Source organism: Propionibacterium ruminifibrarum (assembly GCF_900289195.1).
In the GTDB taxonomy this organism is placed as follows: Bacteria; Actinomycetota; Actinomycetes; order Propionibacteriales; family Propionibacteriaceae; genus Propionibacterium; species Propionibacterium ruminifibrarum.
This window is the reverse complement of sequence record NZ_OMOH01000002.1, coordinates 233,191-259,903: the sequence shown is the minus strand read 5'-3', so window position 1 is coordinate 259,903 and position 26,713 is coordinate 233,191. Positions and strand designations below refer to the sequence as shown.

General features: G+C 71.3%; 18 protein-coding genes. 14 read left to right on the top strand and 4 right to left on the bottom strand.

Going from position 1 to position 26,713, the window contains the following annotated elements; translation table 11 throughout:
- Positions 1–20: 20 nt before the first annotated feature.
- A complete protein-coding gene (locus PROPJV5_RS03150; protein ID WP_119714873.1) occupies positions 21–4,658 on the bottom strand; it encodes an Lhr family ATP-dependent helicase in 4,638 nt (1,545 codons plus the stop codon).
- Positions 4,659–4,701: 43 nt separating this feature from the next.
- On the bottom strand, positions 4,702–4,896 hold the full coding sequence (locus tag PROPJV5_RS03145; RefSeq protein ID WP_119714872.1) for a DUF3046 domain-containing protein: 195 nt from the start codon (positions 4,894–4,896) through the stop codon (positions 4,702–4,704).
- Positions 4,897–5,119: 223 nt separating this feature from the next.
- Here PROPJV5_RS03145 and recA point away from each other — a divergent pair, with 223 nt between their 5' ends.
- The 8 genes from recA to PROPJV5_RS03105 all read left to right on the top strand — a co-directional run bounded on the left by recA (position 5,120) and on the right by PROPJV5_RS03105 (position 15,540).
- Positions 5,120–6,178 carry a recombinase RecA gene (recA, locus tag PROPJV5_RS03140; RefSeq protein ID WP_119714871.1) on the top strand — a complete coding sequence of 353 codons (1,059 nt, stop codon included), beginning with the start codon at positions 5,120–5,122 and terminating at the stop codon, positions 6,176–6,178.
- Positions 6,179–6,183: 5 nt separating this feature from the next.
- Entirely contained in the window at positions 6,184–6,714 is a 531-nt protein-coding gene (locus PROPJV5_RS03135; protein WP_182858550.1) for a regulatory protein RecX, read from the top strand.
- A gap of 55 nt (positions 6,715–6,769) precedes the next feature.
- Positions 6,770–8,524 carry a ribonuclease Y gene (gene rny, locus PROPJV5_RS03130; RefSeq protein ID WP_239018373.1) on the top strand — a complete coding sequence of 585 codons (1,755 nt, stop codon included), beginning with the start codon at positions 6,770–6,772 and terminating at the stop codon, positions 8,522–8,524.
- A gap of 145 nt (positions 8,525–8,669) precedes the next feature.
- Positions 8,670–10,169: a tRNA (N6-isopentenyl adenosine(37)-C2)-methylthiotransferase MiaB gene (gene miaB, locus PROPJV5_RS03125; protein WP_119714996.1), complete on the top strand. Its 1,500-nt coding sequence runs from the start codon at positions 8,670–8,672 to the stop codon at positions 10,167–10,169.
- Positions 10,166–11,098 carry a tRNA (adenosine(37)-N6)-dimethylallyltransferase MiaA gene (gene miaA, locus PROPJV5_RS03120; RefSeq protein ID WP_119714868.1) on the top strand — a complete coding sequence of 311 codons (933 nt, stop codon included), beginning with the start codon at positions 10,166–10,168 and terminating at the stop codon, positions 11,096–11,098. The genes miaB and miaA overlap by 4 nt, the downstream gene beginning before the upstream one ends.
- Before the next feature lie 53 nt (positions 11,099–11,151).
- Positions 11,152–12,057, top strand: a complete 906-nt coding sequence (dapF, locus tag PROPJV5_RS03115) for a diaminopimelate epimerase (protein WP_420812709.1) — start codon at positions 11,152–11,154, stop codon at positions 12,055–12,057.
- A complete protein-coding gene (gene hflX, locus PROPJV5_RS03110; RefSeq protein ID WP_119714866.1) occupies positions 12,054–13,463 on the top strand; it encodes a GTPase HflX in 1,410 nt (469 codons plus the stop codon). Before dapF ends, hflX begins: the two co-directional genes overlap by 4 nt.
- Positions 13,464–13,515: 52 nt before the next feature.
- Positions 13,516–15,540 carry an ATP-dependent DNA helicase gene (locus tag PROPJV5_RS03105; RefSeq protein ID WP_239018372.1) on the top strand — a complete coding sequence of 675 codons (2,025 nt, stop codon included), beginning with the start codon at positions 13,516–13,518 and terminating at the stop codon, positions 15,538–15,540.
- Positions 15,541–15,562: 22 nt separating this feature from the next.
- Here PROPJV5_RS03105 and lexA read toward each other — a convergent pair whose 3' ends face one another.
- A complete protein-coding gene (gene lexA, locus PROPJV5_RS03100; RefSeq protein WP_119714865.1) occupies positions 15,563–16,375 on the bottom strand; it encodes a transcriptional repressor LexA in 813 nt (270 codons plus the stop codon).
- A gap of 350 nt (positions 16,376–16,725) precedes the next feature.
- Between lexA and PROPJV5_RS03095 the strand changes: the two genes are divergently transcribed.
- The 3 genes from PROPJV5_RS03095 (at position 16,726) to PROPJV5_RS03085 (ending at position 21,131) form a co-directional block, all read left to right on the top strand.
- A complete protein-coding gene (locus tag PROPJV5_RS03095; RefSeq protein WP_119714864.1) occupies positions 16,726–17,289 on the top strand; it encodes a hypothetical protein in 564 nt (187 codons plus the stop codon).
- A 355-nt stretch (positions 17,290–17,644) separates the two neighbouring features.
- Entirely contained in the window at positions 17,645–18,115 is a 471-nt protein-coding gene (gene nrdR / locus PROPJV5_RS03090; RefSeq protein WP_119714863.1) for a transcriptional regulator NrdR, read from the top strand.
- A 130-nt stretch (positions 18,116–18,245) separates the two neighbouring features.
- On the top strand, positions 18,246–21,131 hold the full coding sequence (locus PROPJV5_RS03085; RefSeq protein ID WP_119714862.1) for a vitamin B12-dependent ribonucleotide reductase: 2,886 nt from the start codon (positions 18,246–18,248) through the stop codon (positions 21,129–21,131).
- Between the two features lie 137 nt (positions 21,132–21,268).
- On the opposite strand, the gene PROPJV5_RS03080 is transcribed toward PROPJV5_RS03085, so the two are convergent.
- A complete protein-coding gene (locus PROPJV5_RS03080) occupies positions 21,269–22,105 on the bottom strand; it encodes a patatin-like phospholipase family protein (RefSeq protein WP_119714994.1) in 837 nt (278 codons plus the stop codon).
- 296 nt (positions 22,106–22,401) lie between these two features.
- Here PROPJV5_RS03080 and glpA point away from each other — a divergent pair, with 296 nt between their 5' ends.
- The 3 genes from glpA to PROPJV5_RS03065 are packed head-to-tail and all read left to right on the top strand — an operon-like array spanning position 22,402 to position 26,713.
- Entirely contained in the window at positions 22,402–24,057 is a 1,656-nt protein-coding gene (gene glpA / locus PROPJV5_RS03075) for an anaerobic glycerol-3-phosphate dehydrogenase subunit GlpA (protein ID WP_119714861.1), read from the top strand.
- On the top strand, positions 24,054–25,352 hold the full coding sequence (gene glpB, locus PROPJV5_RS03070) for a glycerol-3-phosphate dehydrogenase subunit GlpB (protein ID WP_119714860.1): 1,299 nt from the start codon (positions 24,054–24,056) through the stop codon (positions 25,350–25,352). The genes glpA and glpB overlap by 4 nt, the downstream gene beginning before the upstream one ends.
- Entirely contained in the window at positions 25,352–26,713 is a 1,362-nt protein-coding gene (locus PROPJV5_RS03065) for an anaerobic glycerol-3-phosphate dehydrogenase subunit C (protein ID WP_119714859.1), read from the top strand. The genes glpB and PROPJV5_RS03065 overlap by 1 nt, the downstream gene beginning before the upstream one ends.

Sequence of the window (26,713 nt, the reverse complement as noted above, 5' to 3'; positions counted from 1 at the left end):
GACGCCGAAGCCGCTGCTCATCAGTCCCGCGCCACGCGCCGGCGTCGGTAACCACGCGGGCTCATCACGAAGCCGGCGGACTCCAGGGCGCCGCGCAGGCCTGCCGCCTCAAGGGCGCTGCGACCGTCGATGCGGTCGATCGCCACCGGTACGAGACGCCCGGCATCGACCAGGTCCCCGACCAGTGACAGGGCGCGGCCCGTCGCCTCGGGCTCGGCGCCGGCGAAGGTGACGAGCGTGTGCGCGCCGCGCTCCAGGTAGATGACCGGGGCCCCGTCGTCGAGGACCACGAGCGCGCCGGCCTTGCGGGACGGGCGGTGGGCGTTCGTCTCTGGCCACTCGAGTCCGGCGCCATAGGGGTTCGCCGGATCGCAGGCGGCGAGCAGCCGCATCGGGGAGGTCGGCGCCCTGCGCAGTTCGTCGACCGCTCCCGGCACGGCGAACTGGGCCCCGCCCAGCCCCTCGACGAAGTAGCCGCGGCGCACCGCACCGGATTCCTCGAGGGTGCTGAGCACCCGGTAGACCTGAGAGTAATTGCTCGTGGCCGGCTCGGTCAGGGCACTGCCCCTGGTGAGGACGCCGTAGCGGGCCAGTTCGGTGTCGACCTGGTCGAGGAACACCTGGGAAGTCCGTTCGGCGGTCGTCACTCGTGACCAGCGGACCCCGGGCGCAGGTGGCGTGGAGCGTGCCGCGCGTGGTCTCATGAGGCGGCGGCGCGGCGCGGCGGGCCGGGGGCGCCTGACCGCGCCCCGTGCGCTGAGCTCACGCAACGGGGCGAAGCTGTCCGAGGTGGCCAGGCCGGCCCAGACGAGTTCCCACAGGGCGTCCTGGGCCGCTGCGAGGCTCGTGTCCTCGCTCGTGAAGTCGGTGCTGCGCCAGGCCCCGCCGGCATCGAGGCGCTCGAGGATGCGACCGGCCGGCTCACTCAGTCCGACGGGTTCGTTCGGCTCGGTGGGGGACAGGTCGGCAGGCCACAGGCACACCCAGCCGTCGCTCGCGCCGAGGGCACCGGCGCCGCTCCAGCTCACCTGCCCCGAGCTCAGGAGCTGGTCGAGCAGGGCCGGCCGGTAGCCGGGGACGCGGGCGGGCAGGACGACGGTCTCGAGCATCGAGGCGGGGATCCGGTAGCCGGCCAGGGCGTCGACCGCGGTGAGCAGCCGCTGGGTCGACTCGGCGTCGCCACCGGGTGCCTCGTCGGGATCGGGCAGCTGCTGCCAGGCGTCGAGGAAGCGGGCGAACTGACGCTGCTCCACGGGCTCGACCTGGGCGCGGAGCCCCGCCAGGGTGCGCCTCTTGAGCACCGTCAGGACATTGTGGTGGATGTACTGCGGTCCCTCGCCGGTCAGGGCGGACAGCGCACCGCCACTCGCCGTGGCGCCCAGGACGGCCCCGGTGACCAGGGTGCCGTCGTCGGCGAGCCGGGCCATCACCTGCGCGGCCGTCGCCTCGGCCATGTCGTAGCGGCGCGCGAACGAGGCCGCTGTGACGGCCGCATGGCGCCTGGCCCAGCGGACCGCGAGATCGGCGAGCGCCTGCGGCCCCTCGCGGACCGCCCCGGCGCCGATGCCGGTGGGGACGGGCACGCCCAGCGCGTCGCGCAGCAGCCCCGCGTCGGTGTCGACGCAGTACATGGCCGTGCCGCCGATGCGTACCCGCGCCAGGCGGTGCGCACCGACCAGCTCGTCGATCCACGGCCCGGGATCGGCCTGACAGCGCGCCACGCACTCGGCGAGGGTGAACGGCCCGGCCGTGCGGATCTGCTCCCACAGCTGCTCGGCGGTCGACGCCCTGCGCTCGGCGGCGAGGTACTGCAGCTGGGCCTCGTAGGCGGCGGCGACCTCCTCGTCGATGAGCTCGCCGCCGCCCTCGCGGCCCAGGAGTTCGGCGAGCATGCCGGCGTCGAGGCTGAGCGCGGCGAGGCGGCGTTCGGCGAGCGGCTGGTCGTCGTCGTACACGAACTCGCCGACGTAACCGAAGAGCATGTGACGCGCGAAGGGCGAGGCCTGGGCCGTCTCGACGTCGACCAGGCGAACCCTTCGGGCCGCGACGTCACTCATGAGCCGGACCAGCGCCGGCAGGTCGAAGACGTCCTGCAGGCACTCGCGCATCGTCTCGACGACGATGGGGAACTCGCGGTAGCCGGCGGCCACGGCCAGCAGCTGGGCCGCCCTGTGCCGCTGCCGCCACAGCGGCGAACGCCGGCCGGGGGTCCTGCGCGGCAGGAGCAGGGCGCGGGCCGCGCACTCTCGGAACCGGGCGGCGAACAGAGCGGAGCCGAAGACCTGCTCGGTGACGACGGACTCGACCTCCTCGGCCCCGACCACCAGCCAGGAGGAGTCGGGCGGGTCGGCGTCGACGTCGGGCAGCTGGATGATGATGCCGTCATTGGTCGCGTTCACATGGGCCTCGACCCCGTAGCGGTCGGCGAGCCCCGCCTGGATCGCCAGCGCCCACGGCGCCAGAACGCTCATGCCCAGCGCGCTGTGCACGCACAGGCGCCAGTCGCCGATCTCGTCCCGGAACCGCTCGACGACGATCGTGCGGTCATCCGGCACGACCCCGGTGGCCTCGCGCTGCTCGTCGAGGTAGGCCATGAGATTGCCGCGGGCGTTCACCCCGAGCCCGCCGGCCTCGAGATCGGCGAGGGCCGTGGCGCGCCCGACGGAGCCGAGCTCACGGATCCGCGCCCCGATCGCTCGGCCCAACTCGACCGAGCGCGACAGCGAGTCGCCGCGCCAGAAGGGGAGACGCCCGGGCCGGCCCGGGGCCGGCGTGACGATGACCTGCGAGGGGGTGATCTCCTCGATGCGCCAGCTGCTCGTGCCGAGGGTGAAGACGTCCCCCACACGGGACTCGAAGACCATCTCCTCGTCGAGTTCGCCGACCCGCCGACCCGGCTCGTGCCGCCCGGAGGCGTTCTCGGTGCCCACCAGGAAGACGCCGTACAGGCCGCGATCGGGGATCGTGCCGCCACTGGTGGTGACCAGGCGCCGGGCCCCGGGCAGGGCCTCCACGGACCCGCTCACCCGGTCCCAGTGGACTCGCGGCCGCAGCTCGGCGAAGTCCTCGCTCGGGTACTGGCCGGCCAGCATGTCGAGGACCGAGTCGAAGGCCGAACGGGGCAGGGCGGTGTAGGGCTGGGCCCTGCGCACGAGGGCGTACAGCTCGTCGGCCGTCACCGGCCCGGACAGGCAGGCCGAGACGATCTGCTGGGCGAGGACGTCGAGGGGATTGCGCAGGACGGGGGTCTGCTCGATGAGGCCGGCGTCCATGCGCTCGGCGATGACGGTGCACTGCAGCACCTCGCCGCGCGAGGTGGGGAACATCACGCCCTGCGAGAGGGCCCCGACCTGGTGGCCGGCGCGACCGATGCGCTGCAGTCCGCTGGAGACCGACGGGGGAGCCTGCACCTGGATGACGAGGTCGACGGCGCCCATGTCGATGCCCAGTTCGAGCGAGCTGGTGGCCACGACGCAGGCCAGCCGTCCGGCCTTGAGATCGTCCTCGATCTGGGCCCGGCGCGTCTTGCTGATCGAGCCGTGGTGGGCGCTGGCGACGACCGGGGCCCGGGTGCCGTCCATGCCCCTGGACGCGGCCGAGGCGATCATCACCTGGGCCGGTGGCTCGACGTCCTCGTCGGGCGGCACCCCGAGGTCGGCCGCGTGCAGTTCGTTGAGATGGGCGGTGAGCCGCTCAGCGCTCTGGCGTGAGTTGACGAAGCAGATGGTGGAGCGGTGCGCGTGCACTAGGTCGAGGATCTGCCGTTCGATCGGAGGCCACATCGACTGGCGCACCGCCTGGGCGCCCTGGTCATCGGCGGGACTCTCGACCCGCAGGTTCGTCATGTCCTCGACCGGCACCTGGATGCGCAGCTCACGGTTCTTCTCCGCCGGTGGGTCGATGACCTGCACCGTGCGGTCGCCGCCCAGGAACCGGGCGATCCGCTCGGGCGGCCGGACGGTGGCCGACAGGCCGATGCGCTGGAAGTCGTCGCCGCGCTGCATCGCCGACAGACGCTCAAGGCTCAGTGCCAGGTGCGCGCCGCGCTTCGTGCCGGCCAGCGAGTGGATCTCGTCGACGATCACCGTGTCGAGGTCGCGCAGGGTGCCCGCCGCCCGGCTCGACAACATGAGGAAGAGCGACTCGGGGGTGGTGATGAGGATCTGCGGGGGATGGGTGATCAGGGCCTGGCGGCCCTTGGCGGGCGTGTCGCCCGAACGAACCGCGACCGAGACCTCGGGGGTGGGCAGGCCGAGCCGTTCGGCCGTCGCAGCGATGCCGCGCAGCGGTGCGGTGAGATTGCGTTCGACGTCGACGGCGAGGGCTTTGAGCGGCGAGACGTACAGCACCCGCACGCCCCGGCGCGAGGCTGGTTCGGCGGACTCGCGCCCCTTGACGCCCGCGCCCCCGTCCGGGGCCGACAGCCGCCGCCGGGCCGACGCCTCGCGTGAGAGGCGGTCAAGACTGTGCAGGAAGGCGGCGAGCGTCTTGCCCGAGCCGGTCGGCGCGATGACGAGCGCGTGCGCCCCCGAGCCGATGGCGGCCCAGGCGGCCGCCTGGGCGGTGGTGGGGGCGTCGAAGACCGAGCCGAACCAGGTGCGCGTGGCGGGGCCGAACCCGTCGAGGGCCCGGGCCGGTGCGCGTCCTGGTTCTGCCATGGGTACAAGTCTTGCGCGAGGCGCTGACAGTTCCGGGCGGGAACTACCTCTCCCGGTCCGGCAGTTCGAGGAAGGCCCACACCGCGCGCCACACCGTCTTGAACGGGACCCCGGCCGCCAGGGCCTCACTGGCGGTACGGTTGTCGAGTTCGGTGAGCACCGTCTGGTCGGCCCACACGCGGGCGTAACCCGCCCCCAGATGGCGCGTCATCCGCCGCCAGAACTCGGTCTCGCGCATGCGGCCAGCCTAGCGCCGCTCCGCCGGGTCCCCTTGGTGCGCGAACCGCCGCTGGTCTTCGAACGGGTGTTCGTATACAGTGGGTGGGGACGGTTCCCGGCGCGCGGCACCCAAGGCTGTCCACAGGCACGGGTGGCGCGGAAAATTGTCAGGCCCCGTCCCTACAGTCGCAAGCGTCGAGAGAACTCGTCGGCACGCTCCGACGCGAGGAGAGGAAACAGACATGGCCGTTGCAGACCGGCAGAAGGCACTCGAGGCCGCGCTCGCCCAGATCGAGAAGGCCCACGGCAAGGGTTCCGTCATGCGCCTGGGCGACCAGGGGGCCCAGCAGATGGAGAGCATCCCCACCGGCTCGGTGGCGCTCGACATCGCGCTGGGCATCGGTGGGCTGCCGCGCGGGCGCATCGTCGAGATCTACGGCCCCGAGTCCAGCGGCAAGACGACGGTCGCCCTGCACGCGATAGCCAGCGCCCAGGCCGAGGGCGGCATCTGCGCCTTCATCGACGCGGAGCACGCCCTCGATCCCACCTACGCCCACGCCCTCGGCGTCGACACCGACGCGCTGCTCGTCAGCCAGCCCGACAACGGCGAGCAGGCCCTCGAGATCGCCGACACCCTGGTCCGATCGGGGGCGCTGGAACTGATTGTCGTCGACTCCGTCGCGGCGCTGACGCCACGAGCCGAGATCGAGGGCGAGATGGGCGACAGCCACGTCGGCCTGCAGGCCAGGCTGATGAGCCAGGCCCTGCGCAAGATGACCGGCGCGCTCAAGAACGCCAATACGACGGCCATCTTCATCAACCAGCTGCGCGAGAAGATCGGCGTCATGTTCGGCAACCCCGAGACGACCACGGGCGGGCGCGCCCTGAAGTTCTATGCCTCGGTCCGTCTCGACGTGCGCCGCATCGAATCCCTCAAGGACGGCGGCGAGGTCGTCGGCAACCGCACCCGGGTCAAGGTCGTCAAGAACAAGGTCGCCCCACCGTTCAAGCGCGCCGAGTTCGACATCCTCTACGGCAAGGGCATCAGCCGCGAGGGCAGCCTGCTCGACATGGGGGTGGACGCCGGCATCATCCGCAAGGCCGGCGCCTGGTTCACCTACGGCAACGACCAGCTCGGTCAGGGCAAGGAGAACGCCCGGACCTTCCTCATCGCCCACCCCGAGGTCGCCGACGAGATCGACGGCAGGATCCGTGTCGCACTGGGTCTGGTCCCCGACCCCGACGTGCCCGAGGGCGTCGATCCCGAGACCGGCGAGATGCGCGAGCCGACCGGGGCGTGAGCACGGTGAGCAGCGAGCCCGCTCCGCGCCGTGCCGGCGGGGGCGGGGACGACGAACCCGACGCCGACCCGGTCGAGGTCACCCGACAGATCGCTCTGCGCCGTCTTGATCGCCGGGACTATTCGCGTGGCGAACTCACCGAGTACCTGGTGAGACGCCGGGGATGCGACCGGGGAGACGTCGACGAGGTGCTCGATCGTCTCGAATCGGTCGGCCTCGTCGACGACCGGCGTTTCGCCGAGGCCTGGGCCGCCTCCCGTCGTCGCTCACGCAGGCTCTCCGCCAGCGCCATCGCCCGGGAGTTGCGGGCCAAGCAGGTCAGCAACGAGATCATCACCGAGACACTCGCCGCCCTCGACCCGGGGAGCGAGGCCGCCACCGCCCTGGACCTGGCACGATCCAGGGCCCGCGGCATGAGGGGGCTGGACCGTCGGACGGCACACCGGCGGCTCGCGGCGGCCCTGGCCCGCAAGGGCTACGGTCCCTCGGTGTCCTTCGACGCCGCGGACCGGGCGCTTTCCGAGCTGGAGGACTGACACGCGCGCCCACCCTCGGCCGGCCGGGCACGGGGGCGGGGGCTATCCTGCCGGGATGAGCGGGCAGCGTGCCCGCCGCACAACGACCGGCAGTGAGGCGAAGATGACGTCAGCGATTCTCATCGTGCTCGTGCTGCTCGTCGCCGTCCTGGGAGTCCTTCTCGTGAGAACGCTCGGCGCGCTGAGCACCCCAGGCGGCGGGCAGGCATCATCAGGCGCCGAGCATGCCGCCGGGCAGGACTCCACGGGGCGGCAGGCCGATGAGCTGGTCGAGCGGCTCAGGACGCTCGAGACCAGGGCCGAGGAGCTGGAATCCCTGCGGCGGGAGACGGAGGCCGTCCGCGCCAGGGCCGAGCAGGTCGAACGGGAGGCCCGGGACAGGCTCGCCGGCCTGTCGGAGCGGGAGCGGGCTGTGCTGGAGCTCGACGGGAGGGTCCAGCGGGCCCGTGACGAGGCCGAACAACTCAAGGCCGAGATCACCCGGCAGGGCTCGGAGCTGGCAGCCCGCGAGGAGACGCTCAGGCAGCGGGACCGGCGCCTCGACGAGCGGGAGAATCAGCTCGGGGCCGAGCGCGCCACCGCGCAGTCACGCGCAGACCGCCTCGACGCCAGGCAGGAGCAGCTCGAACAGGACAGGAGGGCCCTTGACGCCGAACGCACCGCCGTCGCCGCGGAGCTCGAGCGGATCGGCGGTCTCAGCGCCGCACGGGCCCGTGCCGAACTGATCGCCCGCGTCGAGCAGGACGCCCGCCGGGCGGCAGCCCTGCGGGCCCGCCGCATCGAGGCGGAGGCCCAGGCCGATGCCGACCGGATCGCCCGTGGCATCATCATCACGACGATCCAGCGCATCGCCTCCGAGGTCACCAGCGGTGCGGTCGTCACGACCGTCGAGGTGCCCAGCGACGAGATGAAGGGCCGCATCATCGGCCGCGAGGGCCGCAACATCCGCGCCTTCGAGCAGACCACCGGCGTCAATGTCATGGTCGATGACACGCCCGGCTCGGTGCTGCTCAGCTGCTTCGACCCGGTCCGCCGCGAGATCGCCCGCGTCACCATGGTCGAGCTCATCGCCGACGGCCGTATCCACCCGGCGCGTATCGAGGAGGTCCACGAGCGCTGCAGCGAACAGGTCGTGTCCGGGTGCCGCAGGCTGGGGGAGCAGGCCTGCCTCGACCTCGGACTCGCCGACATCGACCCCGACCTCCACCCCACGATCGGCGCCCTGCGATACCGCACCAGCTACGGCCAGAACGTCCTGGACCACATGATCGAATGCGGTCGCATCGCCGGCTCCATCGCCGCCGAACTCGGCCTCGACCCCGCCAGCTGCAAGCGGGCGGCCTTCCTGCACGACATCGGCAAGGCCGTCGTCACCGACGGGGCCGGCTCGCACGCCCTCGAGGGCGCGGAGCTGCTGCGCAGTCACGGCGAGTCGGACGCCGTCGTCAACGCCGTCGGCTCCCACCATCACGAGATCGAACCGGACTGCGTCGAGGCCGTCATAGCCCAGACCGCCGACGCCATCTCCGGGTCACGGCCCGGTGCGCGCCGGGAGAGCCTGGAGGCCTACGTCCAGCGCCTCGAACGCCTGGAGCAGATCGCCGGTTCCCACGAGGGCGTCGACAAGGTCTTCGCCATGCAGGCGGGGCGCGAGGTGCGCGTCATGGTCGTCCCGGAGGTCGTCGACGACGCCGCCGGCGCCGAACTCGCCGAGACCATCGCCCGCCAGGTCGAGGAGGAACTGACCTATCCGGGCAACATCAAGATCACGGTGGTGAGGGAGTCACGGGCCACCCGGCTCGCCCACTGAGGCGCCCCGCGACACCCGGCTCCGGGCCACCCACTCCCAGGACCGACCCGCGCCCCAGCCCGCCGGCTCCCACCGGTGCGCCGCCCGCATCGGCCAGGGCTGGGGCAGGACGTCCCCTGCCGCGTACCATGGACCCGCCATGGACATGCTCGACGACACAGCCCTGACCGGCCGCACGGCCGACGGCCGACGCACCTATCAGGTGATCACCTACGGCTGCCAGATGAACGCCCACGACTCCGAGCGCATCGCCGGCCTGCTCGAGGGGGCCGGCTACGTGCGCGCGCCCGAACCGGTGCGCGGCGAACTCGCCGAGGCCGACGTCGTCGTCTTCAACACGTGCGCCGTCCGTGAGAACGCGGACAACAGGCTCTACGGCAACCTCGGCCACATGGCCCCCATCAAGGCCAGGCGCCCGGGCATGCAGATCGCCGTTGGCGGCTGCATGGCCCAGAAGGACCGTGACCTCATCACCGCCAGGGCCCCCTGGGTCGATGTCGTCTTCGGCACCAACAACATCGGCTCCCTGCCCGTCCTGCTGGAGCGCTCCCGCGTCGAGCAGGCGAGCCAGGTGGAGATCACCGAGGCACTGCAGACCTTCCCGTCCACCCTGCCGACCCGGCGCGAGTCCGCCTACTCCGCCTGGGTGTCGATCAGCGTCGGCTGCAACAACACGTGCACCTTCTGCATCGTCCCCGCGCTGCGCGGCAAGGAGACCGACCGCCGCCCCGGCGAGATCCTGGCCGAGGTCGAGATGCTCGTCGACCAGGGCGTTCAGGAGATCACCCTGCTCGGACAGAACGTGAACTCCTACGGCGTGCAGTTCGGCGACCGGGCGGCCTTCGCCAAGCTCCTGCGCGCCTGCGGAGAGATCACCGGGCTGGAACGGGTGCGTTTCACCAGTCCGCACCCGGCCGCCTTCACCGATGACGTCATCGAGGCCATGGCCGCCACACCGAACGTCATGCACCAGCTGCACATGCCCCTGCAGTCCGGATCCGACCGGGTGCTGCGGGACATGCGACGCTCCTACCGCGCCAAGAAATTCCTCGGCATCCTCGACCGGGTCCGCGCCGCCATGCCCGACGCGGCGATCAGCACGGACATCATCGTCGGCTTCCCGGGGGAGACGGACGAGGACTTCGAAGCCACCATGGACGTGGTGCGCCAGTCCCGGTTCGCCAACGCCTTCACCTTCCAGTACTCGGTGCGCCCCGGCACCCCGGCAGGCGCCCGGCCCGACCAGGTGCCCCGCGAGGTCGTCCAGGAGCGCTACGAGCGTCTCGTCGCCCTGCAGGAACAGATCAGCTGGGAGCAGAACAGGGCCTTCGAGGGGCGCACCGTCGAGGTCATGTTCGCCACCGGCGAGGGTCGCAAGGACGACGAACGCGAGCGCATGTCCGGACGCGCCCGCGACAACAGGCTCGTCCACGTCGCCGTCCCGGACGATCCGGCGCAGCGCCCCCGCCCAGGCGACATCGCCGAGGTCGAGGTCACCCGCGGCGCCCCCCACTACCTGGTGGCCGACGCGCCCCTGCGCGCTCTTCGCCGTACCCCGGGCGGCGACGCCTGGGCGGCCCGCAACGACCCCGCCCCCGTGCCCGCCGGCGTGGGCCTGGGGCTGCCCGCGATGCCCCGCGCATGAGCGTCGTACCGCTGGTCGTCATCGTCGGCCCGACCGCCTCCGGCAAGTCGGCCCTGGCCGTCGCCCTGGCACGGCTGCTGGCCGAGGACGGGCATGGCGCCGAGATCGTCAACGCGGACTCCATGGCCCTCTACCGGGGCATGGACATCGGCACGGCCAAGCCCTCGCAGGCCGAGCGCGGCGGCGTCCGGCACCACCTCCTCGACGTCCTCGACGTGCGCGAGACGAGCACTGTCGCCGGGTTCCAGGCCATGGCGCGCGAACGGATCGCAGCACTGCGCGCCCGGGGCGTCATCCCGATCCTGGTCGGCGGCTCCAGCCTCTACGTGCGTGCCGTCACCGACGACTTCGAGTTCCCGGGCACCGACCCCCGGGTGCGGGCCCGCTGGGAGGCGGAACTCGAGCGGCTCGGGCCGGCCGGCCTGCACGAGGTGCTGGCCGCCACCTCGCCTCAGGCCGCCCGGGCGATCCTGCCGGGCAACGGCCGGCGCATCGTCAGGGCCCTCGAGGTCATCGAACTGACTGGCCGCTACAGTCCGCGCCTGCCCGAGCCGCGGTACCTGCTCGAGAACGTCCACCAGTACGGGCTCGAACTCGACCGGGACCTCATGGACGAACGCATCGCGTCCCGCGTCCACGCCATGTTCGATCAGGGCCTGGTCGAAGAGGTGCGGCAGCTGGCGGCCGCTGGTCTGCGCGAGGGCGCCACCGCGAGCCGGGCGCTCGGCTACCGGCAGGTGCTCGACCTGATCGACGGACGCATCGACCTCGACCAGGCGATCAGGGCGACCATCGACGGCACCAGGCGATTCGCCCGCAAGCAACTCGGCTGGTTCCGTCATGACCCGCGGATCAGCTGGCTGGACGCGACCGCACCCGGCCTGCCGCAGACGATCGCCGCCGACCTGTTCCCACCGGACCGGTCCTGAACCGTCCCGGCGACGCGCCGCCCTGGGCGGTCGTACTGGATCGGGGTGGGAGAATGAGTCACATGGAGACCTGGGGTTTCGCCAAGGGGCACGGCACGCACAACGACTTCGTCCTGCTCAAGGACCGCACCGGTTCCGTGCCGCTGACCGCCGAGCAGGTTCGTTTCCTGTGCGACCGTCACGGCGGCATCGGCGCCGATGGTGTCATCCGCGCGATCAAGGCCGGCCATGTGCCGGGCTGGGACGGCGAGCCCGACCTGTGGTTCATGGACTACCGCAACGCCGACGGATCGCTCGCCGAGATGTGCGGCAACGGCCTGCGGGTCTTCGGCCGTTTCCTCATGGAGGAGGACCTCGTCGACTCCAATGAACTCGTCATCGCCACGCGTGCCGGCCTGCGCGGTGTGCGTGAGATGCCCGACGGGCGCATGTGCGCCCAGATGGGCGCCGTCCGCGTTGGCCCGGAACCCACCTGGGTCGCGCACGACGGCACCCGCTACGAGGCCACCGCGGTCGACGTCGGAAACCCCCATGCCGTCGTCCTGCTGGGTGACGATGTCGACCTGTCGCTGCTGGACCTGAGCCACCCCCCGCAGTTCGACCCGGATGTCTTCCCGGCCGGGGCCAACGTCGAATTCGTCCACGTCAACGACCGGCACGACCTGTCGATGCGCGTCCACGAGCGCGGTTCCGGGGAGACCCTCTCGTGCGGCACCGGGGTCGTCGCCACCGCGGCGGCCCAGGCCCACGCCATCGGCGAGCCGTCCGGGGACTACGCGGTCACCGTGCCCGGCGGCCGGCTCGACGTGGCATACGACGGCGAGCGGGCCGAACTCATCGGACCAGCCGTCATCGTCGCCCGGGGCGAGGTACTCGTCCCCGACCGCGCCAGCCGCCGGGCCGGCGATCCGGCGCCGGCCGAGGCCGCTGCCGCCGAGACGGAACCGGGACGACCATGAGCGGCACCGGCCCGTTCCCGCCCGGCACGAGCGACTACGACGGTGATCAGCTGGACCTCGCGGATCGGATGGCGCTCACCCGCGTGCCCGGCATGTCCACCGAGCTGCAGGACCAGAGCGAGGTCGAGTACCGCCAGCTGCGCCTGGAACGGGTCGTGCTCATCTCGGTGTGGACCAGCGGCACGGCCGAGGACGCCCGCAACGCCATGGTCGAGCTCAAGGCGCTCGCCGAGACCGCCGGATCGCAGGTGCTCGAGGGACTCATCCAGCGCCGCTCGCGCCCCGAGCCGGCCACCTACCTGGGCACGGGCAAGGTCGAGGAACTGCGCGAGATCGTCGCCGCCACCGGCGCCGACACGGTCATCGCGGACGGTGAGCTGAGCCCGGCGCAGCTGCGCAACCTCGAGGACCGGGTGCAGGTCAAGGTCGTCGACCGCACCGCGCTCATCCTCGACATCTTCGCCCAGCACGCCCGCAGCGTCGAGGGCAAGACCCAGGTCGAGCTGGCCCAGCTCACCTACCTCAAGCAGCGCCTGCGCGGCTGGGGCGACTCGCTCTCGCGTCAGGTGGGCGGCCGTGCCGCCTCAGGCGTCGGCATCGGCGGCCGTGGCCCCGGCGAGACCAAGCTGGAGACCGACAGGCGCCGTATCAACACGCGCATCGCGCTCCTGCGCCGCAGGCTGCGCGACATGGATGCCACGCGCGCCATCGGCCGTGAGGGCCGGCGCCGCAACCGCATCCCCTCGGCCGCCATCGTCGGTTACACGAACGCCGGCAAGAGTTCGCTGCTCAACCGGATGACCGGCGCCGGTGTGCTCGTCGAGGACGCCCTGTTCGCCACCCTCGACCCGACGACCCGGCGCTGCAGGGCGGCCGACGGGCGCCTCTACACGATGACCGACACCGTCGGCTTCGTGAGGCACCTGCCCACCGACCTGGTCGAGGCCTTCCGGTCCACCCTCGAGGAGTCGGTGCAGGCCGACCTGCTCGTCCACGTCGTCGACGGCTCGGACCCGGACCCGGAGGGCCAGATCAGGGCCGTCCGCGAGGTGCTCACCGGCATCGGAGCCGACCGGCTGCCCGAACTGCTCGTCGTCAACAAGACGGACCGGGCCGACCCGGACGTCCTCGCCCGGCTGCGAGCCGAGTACCCGGACGCCGTCCTGGCCAGCGCCCGCACGGGTGAGGGCGTGGAGCGGCTCCGTGCGGCCATCGAGGCGCGCCTGCCCGCACCGCACGAGCGGGTCGACGTCCTCATCCCGTGGGACCGCGGCGACCTGGTCGACCGGGTCCACCGCTTCGGTGAGATCGAGTCCGACGAGTACCTCGAGAACGGCACCCGTCTCGTCGCCAGGGTCCACGCCGACCTGGCATCCGAACTGGCCGGGTTCGCCCTCCGGCAGTGACGCCCCGGCGCCCCACCGGGGCGAGGACGGAGAGGACGGATAGGCTGTGCCGGTGACCCAGCCCCTGCACACCCGCGTTCTCGACGCCGCCGTCAGGGCCATCGGGGGATCGGCGCGTCCTGGCCAGCGCGCGATGGCCGACGCCGTCGCCCAGGCGCTCACCGAGCGCACCCAGCTGCTCGTCCAGGCCGGCACCGGCACCGGCAAGTCCCTCGGCTACCTGGCGCCCGCGCTCGTGCACGCCCGGACCACGGACAGCAGGGTCGTCGTCGCGACCGCAACCCTCGCCCTGCAGAACCAGCTGGCCACCAAGGACGTGCCCGACGCGCTGCAGGCGGTCGCCGAGGTGACCGGCCACCGACCCACGGCGGCCGTCGTCAAGGGACGCAGCAACTACGCCTGCCTCATGCGTGCGCGCGGGGGCGCCGCGCCCGGCCAGTCCGCCCTGCTGGGCTCGGACGACCTGGCCGGGGCCGCCCCGCGGGGTGCGCAGACCGAGCTCGGCGCCGAGGTCCTCGCCCTGCGCACCTGGGTCGAGGAGCAGGCGGCCGACGGCGGCCTCGCCGACCGCGACGACGCCCCCGCCCACACCGGGCGTGCCTGGGCGCAGGTCTCCATCGGCTCACGCGAGTGCCTCGGGGCCCGCTGCCCCTTCCACGACGAGTGCTTCGTCGAGGAGTCCCGGGCCAGGGCGCGTCAGGCGGACCTCGTGATCACCAACCACGCCCTGCTGGCCATCGATGCGATGAGCCACGGCGGCGTGCTGCCCGAGTACGACGCCGTCATCGTCGACGAGGCCCATGACCTCACCGACCGAGTGACCGCAGCCGCGAGCGCCGAGCTCGGCCCCCAGCACATCGAGCGGGTGGCGCGGCGGGGCGCCGACTGGCTCGACGACGAGACGGCCCTCGACCTGCTCGAAGCGGCTGACGCCCTGCGCGGGGCTCTCGAGGACACCGAGCCGGGCCGGATCGGCCCGGCGAACGCCGGTCTCGTCGAGACGACCGGGCGCGTCCGGGACGCCGCGCGGCGTGCCGCCGGCCAGCTTGCCCAGACGGGGGCAGGGGCCCGGCCCGACCCGGAGCGTGTCGCCACATCCGCGGCCGCCCTCGAGATCTTCGAGACCGCGGAGCGCATGGCCGCCCTGTCGGCCGACGATGTCGTCTGGGTCGGGGCGTCGGAGCGTTCCGAGCGTCGGCTCAACGTCGCCCCGCTGTCGGTCGCCGGGCTGTTGCGGGGCATGATCATGACCCGGGCGACGACCATCGCGACCAGTGCCACACTCGCTCTCGGTGGTTCCTTCGAGGCCATGGCCCAGCAGCTGGGGCTGCGCGCCGACGAGCACCTCGGCGCCGGTGAGAGTGCCGCGCCCGCCGCCGGCCAGGACGACCCGGACGCCCGGCTGCCCTGGCGGGGCATCGACGTGGGTTCCCCCTTCGACTACGCCAGGCAGGCGATCCTGTACACCGCGGCAGACCTGTCCAGGCCGGGCCGTGAGGGGATCGGCGAGGACGCACTCGCCCAGCTCACCGAACTCGTCCGGGCCGCCGGCGGCCACACCCTGGGCCTGTTCAGCTCCCAGCGCGCCGCCGAGACCGCCGCCGGGCACGTCCGCGAGGCCCTGCCCGACCTGCCCGTCCTGTGCCAGGGCGAGGCCCAGCTGCCCGAACTCACCCGCCGTTTCATGGCCGAACCCGCGACCAGCCTGTTCGGCACCATGTCGCTGTGGCAGGGCATCGACGCGCCCGGCGACACCTGCCGGCTGGTCGTCATCGACCGCATCCCGTTCCCGCGCCCCGACGACCCGCTCATCCAGGCCCGTCAGCAGGCGGTCGCGAGAGCCGGCGGCAATGGGTTCATGCGGGTCGCCGCCACGTACGCGGCCCTGCGGCTCGCCCAGGGCGCCGGACGGCTCATCCGGAGCGGCGACGACAGGGGCGTGGTGGCCGTCCTGGACTCCCGCCTGGTCTCGGCCCGGTACGGACCGTACCTGCGCAGATCCCTGCCGGGGTTCTGGACGACGACGGACCTGGGGCTCACGGTCAGTGCGCTGCGCCGGCTCGCCGGCCCCTCCTGAGGGCCTCCGGTGAAGCGGTGGCTCAGATGCGGCGCAGTACTGCGACGACCTTGCCGAGAATGGCCGCCTGGTCGCCGTCGATCGGTTCGTAGCGCGCGTTGTGCGGCAGCAGGAGGACGTGGCCGTCGGCGCGGCGGAACTCCTTGACGGTGGCCTCGTCGTCGATGAGGGCGGCGACGATGTCGCCGTTGTCCGCGGTGGGCTGCTGGCGGACGACGACGTAGTCGCCATCGCAGATCGCGGCCTCGACCATCGAGTCGCCGTGCACCTCGAGCATGAAGACCGTGCCCGAGCCGACGAGGTCGCGGGGCAGGGGCATGACCTGTTCGACCTGCTCGGCGGCCAGGATCGGCGTGCCGGCCGCGATGGAACCGACCAGGGGGACATGGATGGCCTCGGGAAAGGCGTCACCGAGGCCGGTGGGATCGAGTGCCTCCTCCGCAGGCTCCTCGGGCCCGTCCGGGCCGAGTTCGACGACCTCGAGTGCGCGCGGGCGGTTCGGATCGCGACGCAGGAAACCCTTCGACTCCAGCACCTTGAGCTGGTGGGCGACGCTCGAAGGGCTCGTGAGGCCGACCGCCTCCCCCATCTCGCGGATGCTCGGTGGATAGCCCCGGGCGTCGACGCTGGTCCGGATGAAGTCGAGGATGAGGCGCTGGCGCCGGGTCAGCCGGTCCGGGTCGGGGGGCACGGCCGGCCCCTCGCCGGGCGCGGCGTGACGCTCGATCCGGCGTTTGGGGCTGCTCGCCTGCAGTTCCGCGTCGATGCGCTCCCTGCTCGGGCGGCCGGCCTTGCGCGGGGCCCGGGATGGGGAGGGATGACTCGGTGTGCCCATGGCCGCATGCTACGCCCGGGACACCATGAATCAAACGACTGTTCGACTCTGCGTGTCGGCTCCGTGCTCCGGTCTTCGCAGGGGTGACCCGGCGAACGCGATCGGCCACGAGCCGTCGAGGTCACGGCCCGGGGCCGGCGCCGGATCCGGCGGCCCCGGGCGCACCGAAGAAATGTCGGTGCCGACTGTTTGACTTCCTGCTGTCCGAACGGGACCGCCAGGGGCACCCGCGTCGACCGGCGCGGACCCCTGGACATCTCGAACAGATGTACTATTGTTTCACTCGAACAGATGTTCGAAGAGCGATGAGTCGTTCAGGTGGTTGAACGCTTCGCTCGTAGGAGGTTGACATGGATCAGCTCGACCAGCACGGCCGGATCACCGACGTCGCGCAGGGGTCCGCCGCCGGGGCCAGGCCCGTGATACGCGGCGGCTCGCCCGTTCCGGTCGGCCGTCCGGCACAGCCCGTCGTTCCCGCACGCCCGGCGCAGCCCGTCTCCCCGGCCGCTCGCCACGGCCTTGCCGGGGCCTCGCTCATCCCGATCGGCCCGGGGGCGGGTGTCCGTTCGTGCCGGCTGCCCCTGGAGTCATCGCCGGGGCCGGTGCAGGGGGACGACCCGGTCGATGACGCCGAACACGTCCAGGTGCTCAGCGCCGAGTTGCTGGCCGCCGCCTGTGTCGCCGTGCCCCCCGTCATGAGCGTCCCCCCTGCCGTGCCGCGGCCGCGGCGCGACGAACCGCCACGGAGCAGCGGGGGCTGGCGCCTGACCGAGCGTGGCATGGCAGCCGTCGTGACCTCCTTCGTCGCCGTGCTGGTGCTGGGTCTTGGGGGAGTGGTGCACTCCTTCCTCTCGATCCCGGACGAACCGGTCGGGCAGGGCCCTGCCGTCGTCCAGGTCGATCGGGGACGCTGATTCGTCGCGCCGCAGTGGCGCCGTGCGCCGGACGCGTTGCCCGGTGTACTGTTCCCGGCTGGACTCCTCAGCGCTGATCGGTGCTGATCGGCGGCGCTGCGGGGCGGGCCGGTCCGTGGTGGCGGCCACCTGGTGGGAAGTCCCGGTGAGAAGGCCGTGTGGACCCGCCGGGGCGCGTCGGTCTTGTCGTTGGGTCATACGGTGTACTGTGTACCTACATCTAGTAGTTACACGCCTGTTGTTCGTCCACAGGTTGTGGTTCTTGTCCACAGGGTGCCCACAGGGCCCCATCGGGTGGCCACGAAGTCTTGCGGGCGTGACAGGCGGGTTCGAGTGGTCGAAGGAGTCGAGCAGTATGCGTTGTCCCTACTGCCACACCTGTGACTCCCGCGTCCTCGACTCGCGGGTCGCCGAGGGCGGTGCGAGCATCCGCCGGCGCCGCCAGTGCCTGGCCTGTGAGCGGCGTTTCACCACCATCGAGCGGATGCAGCTCGTGGTCGTGAAGAAGTCCGGGGTCGTCGAACCCTTCACCCGGGACAAGGTGATCAGCGGGGTGCGCAAGGCCTGCAAGGGCAGGCCCGTCACCGAGGCCCAGCTGGCCCGGCTCGGCCAGCAGGTCGAGGAGTCGCTGCGGGCCAGCGGCATGGCCGAGATCCCCTCCGACCAGGTGGGTGTGGCCATTCTCGGGCCGTTGAGCGAGCTCGACCCCGTTGCCTATCTGCGGTTCGCCAGCGTCTACCAGCACTTCCAGTGCGTGGAAGACTTCCTGGCCGAGATCGCCAAGCTGCAGGCCGCCGAGCAGGAGCGGCAGACGGCCGGCAGCTGAGGCTCACGCGCACCGGGACTCCGTCCGCGGAGGTCCCCTGCGCCCTTCCGCCACGACAACCGAATACATACGTGTGAAGCACAACCATGTCGGGCGCGGATCGCCCGAGAACCCATACGGAGAGGGAACGATGACACAGACTGTGGCCACGACCAAGGCCGACGACAAGAGGTCCGCGGGTCTCACGGTTGAGCGCACCTTCAGTACCGCCGGCGTGCATCCCTACGACGAGGTCACCTGGCAGCGTCGTGACGTGGTGCAGACCAACTGGAAGACCGGCGAGACGGTCTTCCAGCAGAAGGACGTCGAGTTCCCCGACTTCTGGAGCGTCAACGCCTCCACCATCGTCACCACCAAGTACTTCCGCGGTGCCGTCGGCACCGACAAGCGCGAGTCGAGCCTGCGTCAACTCATCGATCGCGTGGTGAACACCTACACCCGGGTCGGTCTGGACGAGGGTTACTTCGCCTCCGACGAGGACGCCCAGGTCTTCGGCGAGGAGCTCACCTGGTTGCTCCTGCACCAGTACTTCTCCTTCAACTCCCCGGTGTGGTTCAACGTCGGAACCGCGAGCCCGCAGCAGGTCAGCGCCTGCTTCATCCTCTCCGTCGACGACTCCATGGAGTCCATCCTGAACTGGTACCGCGAGGAGGGCATGATCTTCAAGGGCGGCTCCGGTGCCGGCCTGAACCTCTCGCGGATCCGTTCGTCGAAGGAGCTCCTGCGCTCCAGCGGCGGCACCGCGTCCGGCCCGGTCAGCTTCATGCGCGGCGCCGACGCCTCGGCCGGCACCATCAAGTCCGGCGGCGCCACCCGGCGCGCGGCCAAGATGGTCGTCCTCGACGTCGACCATCCCGACATCGAGGAGTTCATCGAGACCAAGGCCCGCGAGGAGGACAAGATCCGTGCCCTGCGCGACGCGGGCTTCGACATGGACCTGGGCGGCGCCGACATCACCTCGGTGCAGTACCAGAACGCCAACAACTCGGTGCGCGTCTCCGACGCGTTCATGAGGGCCGTCGAGGCCGGTACGACGTTCGGGCTGCGCGCACGCACCACCGGCGAGATCGTCGAGCAGGTCGACGCCCGCGAGCTCTTCGGCAAGATCGCCCAGGCCGCCTGGGAGTGCGCCGACCCCGGTATCCAGTACGACGACACGATCAACGCCTGGCACACCGACCCGGTCTCGGGGCGGATCAACGCGTCGAACCCCTGCTCGGAGTACATGAGCCTGGACAACTCCTCGTGCAACCTGGCCAGCCTCAACCTGCTCAAGTTCCTGCGCGCCGACGACACCTTCGACACCGAGCTGTTCACCAGGGCCGTCGAACTGATCATCACCGCCATGGACATCTCGATCTGCTTCGCCGACTTCCCGACCGAGGCGATCGCCGAGACGACCCGCAACTACCGACAGCTGGGCATCGGCTACGCCAACCTCGGCGCCCTGCTCATGGCGCTCGGCAAGGGATACGACTCCGAGGGCGGCCGCACCCTGGCCGCCGCCGTCACCTCCCTGATGACCGGCGCAGCCTACCGGCGCAGCGCCGAGCTGGCGGCCGTCGTCGGCCCCTACAACGGCTACGCGCCCAACGCCGAGGCCCACCTGGGTGTCATCGCCAAGCACAGCGCGGCCAACGACCGGATCCGTCCGCTCACCGCGCTCGACGGCGAGATCCACGAGGCCGCTGCCGCCCAGTGGGCCGCTGCCGCCGAACTGGGTGCCAAGGACGGTTACCGCAACGCCCAGGCCTCGGTGCTGGCCCCGACCGGCACCATCGGCTTCATGATGGACTGCGACACCACCGGCATCGAGCCGGACTTCTCGCTGGTCAAGTTCAAGAAGCTCGTCGGGGGCTCCTCGATGCAGATCGTCAACGGCACCGTGTCCCGCGCCCTGAAGAACCTCGGCTACGACGAGGCGGCCATCGACGAGATCGTCGACTATGTCGCCGACAACGGCAACGTCGTGGGGGCCCCGGGCCTGGCCCAGGAGCACTACGAGGTCTTCGACACCGCCATGGGTGTCCGCGCGATCGAGCCGATGGGCCATGTGCGGATGATGGCGGCCGTCCAGCCCTTCATCTCGGGCGCCATCTCCAAGACCGTCAACATGCCCGAGAGCGCCACCGTCGAGGACATCGCGGACGTCTACATGCAGGGCTGGAAGCTCGGCCTGAAGGCGCTGGCCGTCTACCGCGACAACTGCAAGGTCGGTCAGCCGCTGAGCGCCGGCTCCGAGGGCAAGGACGACAACAAGAAGACCGAGGCCGAGGCCCCCAAACCGGAGGTCCGTGTCGAGTACCGTCCGCGCCGCCGGCGCCTGCCCAAGAGCCGTGCCGGGCGCACCACCAGCTTCTCGGTGGCCGGCGCCGAGGGCTACATCACCACTGGTGCGTACGAGAACGGCAAACTGGGTGAGATCTTCCTCAAGCTCGGCAAGCAGGGCTCCACGCTGGCCGGCGTCATGGACGCCTTCTCCATCGCCGTCTCGATCGGGCTGCAGTACGGCGTGCCGCTCGAGAGCTTCGTCCAGAAGTTCACCAACCTGAAGTTCGAGCCCGCCGGCATGACCGACGACCCGGATGTGCGCATCGCCCAGTCGATCCTCGACTACGTCTTCCGCCGCCTGGCCCTGGACTACCTCGACTTCGACGAACGGGCCGAGCTCGGCATCTACACCGCGGCCGAGCGCGCCCACTACGTCGAGACCGGTTCCTACCTGTCCGAGGAGGAGGAGGCCGAGCTGCCCGAGAGTGAGCAGCTCAAGAACGACGCCGGAGACGACATCAAGGTGGACACCGGCGGTGCCCGCCAGCCCAGCCTCATCGACCCGCCTTCTCCCGCCCGCCCCGGTGCCGAGCCCGCTGCTCCGCACACCACGACGGAGATGATGGAGAAGATCACGGGTACCGCGTTCGACGCGCCGCTGTGCATGACCTGCGGCACGAAGATGCGTCCCAGTGGCTCCTGCTATGTCTGCGAGGGCTGCGGGTCGACCAGCGGCTGCAGCTGACGCCGACCCGGGGGAGAGGCATCGCGGCAGGGGCCGGGACGACAGTTCCCGGCCCCTGCGGCCGTCTCAGGGGCACCACCCACGCGCCATGGCGGCGCCGGCCCTTCTGTGTCGTCGCCCGGGCGCCGGGGTGCGGCTCACAGCCCAAGGAACTCCCTGATCGCGGGCAGCTCACGGCGGGCCTGCTCCAGACCCGCCGCATGGCTGGCGGCCAGCTTGGCCGTGTCGCGTTCGCCGTTCTCGACCGGCATGATGTCGGGGACGAACAGGTAGGCCCTGCCGGCGGCCTCCAGTTCGAACAGCTCCTCGCGGGTCGCGTTGTACCCCTCGTGGCGATGCATGAGGGCGTCGATCACTGCCGGATACCTGCGAAACAGGACCCGGTAGAGCGCGGCCTGGGAACGGCTCGGGGCCGGTTTGACATAGCCGCGGTCCCGGGTGAGGACCACCAGGAACTTGTCGAAACCAGCCGCCTGGGCCCTGTCGAGTCCGATGCCGCCATCGGGGCCGAGCGCGCCATCGACGTAGTCGAGACCCCCGATCGTGACGGTCGGCATGAGCCCGGGCATCGTCGAGGAGGCCCGCACCCGCACCATCAGGTCATCCATGGTGGGCGTGTCGGCCTTGGTGAACCAGACCTGTTCGCCGGTGTCGCAACGGAACGCACCGAAGTTCGGCCGGGCCGGATTGGTGCGGTAGGTCGAGAAGTCGAAGGGCAGCGCCTGCCCCGGCCCGCCGGTGCGCTGGTAGATGTACTCGGCATTGAACCAGCCCTTGCCCCGCACGAGGGTGCCGAACCCGCCGAACTGCGGGTCGCCCACCAGATCGACGAAACTCGCCCGGGCCCTGGCCGCGTCGCGCGACAGGTAGTTCGCCGTATTGCTGGAGCCCGCCGAGATGCCGGCGACCCAGTCGACGAAGATCTCCCCGCGAATCATCTCGGCGACCATCGCGCTGGTGTAACTGGCCCGCATGCCGCCGCCCTCGAAGATCAGCGCGGTGTCGGTCACATTGCTGGTCGGTGCGCTGCCACCGGTGTCATGGGGTTGTGTCACCCGCCCATTGTCCCAGGAACCGGCCCGGCCGCCCAGGGCATCTGCCCAGCGGACCGGGCCCGAGGCGCCCGGGAGGGCGGCGGCCCGCAGCTGCGCATCGGTGCAATTACGGACCGTTCGCGTGCACAAAGGGGCGGCCGGTGTGGGGCCGGGGGAGCCGACGGCCTAACCTGACGTGCATAGACCGTGCCAACCGAAGCTGCTTGGAGGTTCGTATGGCTGACCTGACCGTCGACGTCGTCGTCATCGGCGGCGGCGCGACCGGCGCCGGTGTCGCCCGTGACGTCGCGATGCGGGGGCTGAGCGTGGCCCTCGTGGACCGGGCCGACCTGGCCCAGGGCACCACCGCCCGGTACCACGGCCTGCTCCACTCCGGGGGACGCTACGTGGTCTCCGACCCCGAGTCGGCGCGCGAATGCGCTGAGGAGAACAGGATCGTCACCCGGATCCACGCGAACGCGGTCGAGCAGACGGGCGGCCTGTTCGTCGTCACCCCGGACGATTCCGAGGAGTACGCCGATGGCTTCCTCGCCGCAGCGGCGAGCGCCCAGGTGCCGGCCGAGGAGATCACCGTCGCGCAGGCCCTGGCGCGCGAGCCCCGCCTCAATCCCGGTATCAAACGGGCCTTCGCGGTGCTCGACGGCACCGTCGACGGCTGGGCGATGGTGCGGGGTGCGGCCGAGTCGGCCCGCGCCTACGGCGCCCACATCCTGCCCTACCACGAGGTCACCGCCATCCACCGTGACGGGGACCGAGTCGTCGGCGTCACGGTCCGCGACGTCAAGGCGGGCGCGGACAAGCGGATCACCTGCCGTTTCGTCATGAACGCCGCCGGCCCCTGGGCGGGGCGCGTCGCCGCCCTGGCCGGCTGCGAGGACGTCGACGTCGTACCGGGCCGCGGCATCATGATCGCGATGAACCATCGCCTGGTGAACACCGTCATCAACCGCTGTATCAAACCCGCGGACGGCGACATCCTCGTCCCGGTGCACACGGTGGCCATCATCGGCACGACCGACGTGAAGGCCGCTGATCCCGACAAGCTGCCGATCCCGCGCGCCGAGGTGCAGCAGATGCTCGACGCCGGCGAGGCGCTCGTGCCGGGCTTCCGCCGGGCCCGCGCCGTGCACGCCTGGGCAGGGGCCCGGCCCCTGGTCAAGGACACCCGCGTCTCGGCCTCCGACACGCGCCACATGAGCCGCGGCATGTCGGTGCTCGATCATGCGAGCCGCGACGGCCTGGCGGGCATGCTCACCATCACCGGCGGCAAACTCACCACCTACCGCCTCATGGCCGAACGCATCGTCGACATCATGTGCGAGCAGATGGGCGAGGACCGGCCCTGCCGGACCGCCGACGAGCCCGTCCCGGCGGCCGAGGGCGCCCCGACCTACACCGTGACGCACCGGCTGGCGGACCGGGAGAAGGACCGGCGTGACGACCAGATCATCTGCGAGTGCGAACTCATGAGCAAGTCGATGTTCCTCGACCTCCTCGAGGAGGACCCCTCGGCCACGCTCGATGACCTGCGCCGCCGGCTTCGCCTCGGCATGGGCCCCTGCCAGGGAGGTTTCTGCTCGACCCGGGCCGCCGGCCTCATGTGCGCCGCCGGTGCCCGCAGCAGCGTGCAGGCCACCGATGAGCTGCGGGGCTTCCTCAAGCACCGCTGGATAGGGCTGTGGCCGATCCTGGCCGGCGGCCAGCTGCGTCAGGCCGCCCTCGACGAGTGGATCGCCCGTGGCACCCTCGACATCGACCACGCCCCGGGCCAGACCGACCCCATCGAGCCGTACCCGGTGGGCACCGAGATCGACGAACGCGACCGGGCCCGTGCCCGGGCCGTGATCGGCGGGCAGGAGGTTCCGGCATGAGAGACGTCATTGTCGTCGGCGGCGGACTGGCCGGCCTGGTCGCCGCCCTGCGCCTGCGCCGCGCCGGCCTGCACACCACGCTCGTTCACATGGGCCGCGGCGGCCTGCAGCTCGGGCAGGGCACGATCGACGTGCTCGGCTACCGGCCCAGCCTGGTCGCGCACCCGCTCACCGAACTGGGCGAGTTCTGCGCACTCGAGGAGCGCCGCGGCGGCCCCACCCATCCGTACAACCTGCTGGGCGTCGAACCCGTCCGGGTCGGCGTTGGTTTCCTGCGCGAACTCGTCGGTGAGGCCATGGCTGGCGACATCGAGACGAACGTGCTGCTGCCGACCGCTCTCGGCGGGCTGCGCCCCACCACCCTGTACCCGGCCTCCATGGCCGCCGGCACGGTGAGTCTCGACCCGTCCGACCCAGGTGCGCTGCACGACGGCAGCCGGGTCGTGGTCGTCGGCATCGAGCAACTCAAGGACTTCTCCTGCCAGCTCGTCGCCCAGAACCTGGCGACCATCGAGCTGCCCGGGGGAGGCCGCCTGGAGACCCGCTCCGCATCGGTCAGCTTCCCCGGCAGGGGAACGGAGGCCGATTCGAACGCCGTCGCCATCGCCCGTGCCCTCGACCGCCCCGAGCGCCGTCGGGACTTCGTGGCGGCGCTGGGCAGGCTCGCGCGCCGCGGTGAGACCATCGCCGTCCCGAACGTCCTGGGCCTGACCGACGAGACCTTCACGGCAATCGCCGACGGGCTCGGCAGGCCCGTCTTCGAGATCCCGCTGCCGCCGCCGGGCGTGGCGGGCATGCGCCTGACCGACAGACTCACCGACCTGGCGAGGGCGTACCGGGTCGAGATGATCCTCGGTTCGCGCGTCATCGGCGCCGAGACCGGCCTGGGGCGGATCAGGTCCCTGCGGCTCGGCACGGCCGGGCACGAGACGGACCTGGAGGCCCGTTACGTCCTGCTCGCCCCCGGCGGGTTCGAGTCCGGCGCCATCGAGCTCGACTCGTACGGGCGCCTGCACGAGCCCGCGCTCGGGCTGCCCCTGGCGGTACCGGACGCAGAGCTCCTCAACGACAGCTGGGCGGGCGAGCAGCCGATCTTCCGGACCGGCGTCGCCACCGACTGCACGATGCGCGTCGTCGAACCGGCCACCGGCGAACCCGTCCACGAGAACCTCTACGCGGCCGGCGGCTTCCTCGCCGGTGCACAGCGCTGGGACGAGAAGTCCGGCGAGGGCATCGCCCTGGCCAGCGCCGTGCGCGCCGCCGACTCGATCATCGAACAGCTGAAGGAGTCCTGATGAGCACCACCGCAGCCGAGCGCGGGCTCCAGAACGACGGGCAGCCCAGCGAGTCGTTCTCGGTCTGGAACCACCTGAAGAAGGCCAGCCCGCGACTCAACAACAACCCCAACAGCTACGAGGCCCAGCAGCTCAACCGGCTCTCCCTCGACCAGTGCGTCAAGTGCACGATCTGCGAGACGCAGTGCCCGGTCACCCGAGTCACCGAGATGTTCGCCGGCCCGAAATTCGTCGGCCCGCAGGCCGAGCGCTTCCGCAACGGCGAGTCGGTCGACCACACCCTCGACTACTGCTCCAGCTGCGGCATCTGCACACTGAACTGTCCGCAGGGCGTCAAGATCGCCGAACTCAACTCCATGGCCCGCGCCGTCATGAAGCAGGGGCACATGCCGTTGCGCGACCGCCTCATCACCCAGACCAGTCTCGAGGGCCGCGTCCTCACACCGGTGGCGCCGCTGGCCAACTGGGCGCTCCAGCGCAAGCCGCTGCGCGTGGCCGTCGAGAAGGTCATCGGCGTCCACCGGGACGCCCCGATGCCGGTCGCCCAGTCGCAGTCGATCCGCGGCTGGCTCCGCCACCGCGAGGGCCCCATGGCCCGACGTCCCGGACAGCCCGACCGCGGCCCGGTGGTCTTCTTCACCGGGTGCGCCGGCACCTACTTCGAGGTCGAGACCAGCAAGAAGACCATCGAGGTGCTCGAGCACCTGGGATACACCGTCATCGTCCCCCGGCAGGGCTGCTGCGGGCTGGCCAGCCAGTCGAACGGACTGTTCGACCAGGCCCGCTCCTCGGTCGTCAAGCTGGCCGGTGACCTCGCCAAGGGCGGCCGCCACGTTCCGGTGGTCACGAGTTCCGGCTCCTGCGCCGGCATGGTCAAGCACGAGGCCCGCGAGATCATGGGGGTCGAGGACCGGACCGTCACCGACATCGGCGCGCGCATGCGTGAGACCAGCGAGTTCCTCCTCGCCCTCGCCGATGCCGGGGAACTGCCCACCGACTTCGAACGCATCGAGATGACGATCCCCTACCACGCCCCGTGCCAGCTCAAGGGGCAGGGGATGGGGATGCCCGCCATCCGCCTGATGGAACTCGTGCCGGGCATCACCGTGGTCGAGTCGGGGGAGAACTGCTGCGGCATAGCCGGCACCTACGGTCTGAAGAAGGAGAAGTACGAGGTCGCCCAGGCGGTCGGTAGGCCCCTCTTCGACAAGTTCAAGGAGTCCGGCGCCGAGTTGGGTGCCTGCGACACGGAGACCTGCCGCTGGCAGATCCGCGCCGGCACCGGGATGGACATCGTTCACCCGATCCACGTGATCCACGCGGCCTACGGCCTGTCGGACATCCACAGCCCGCAGGTCTGA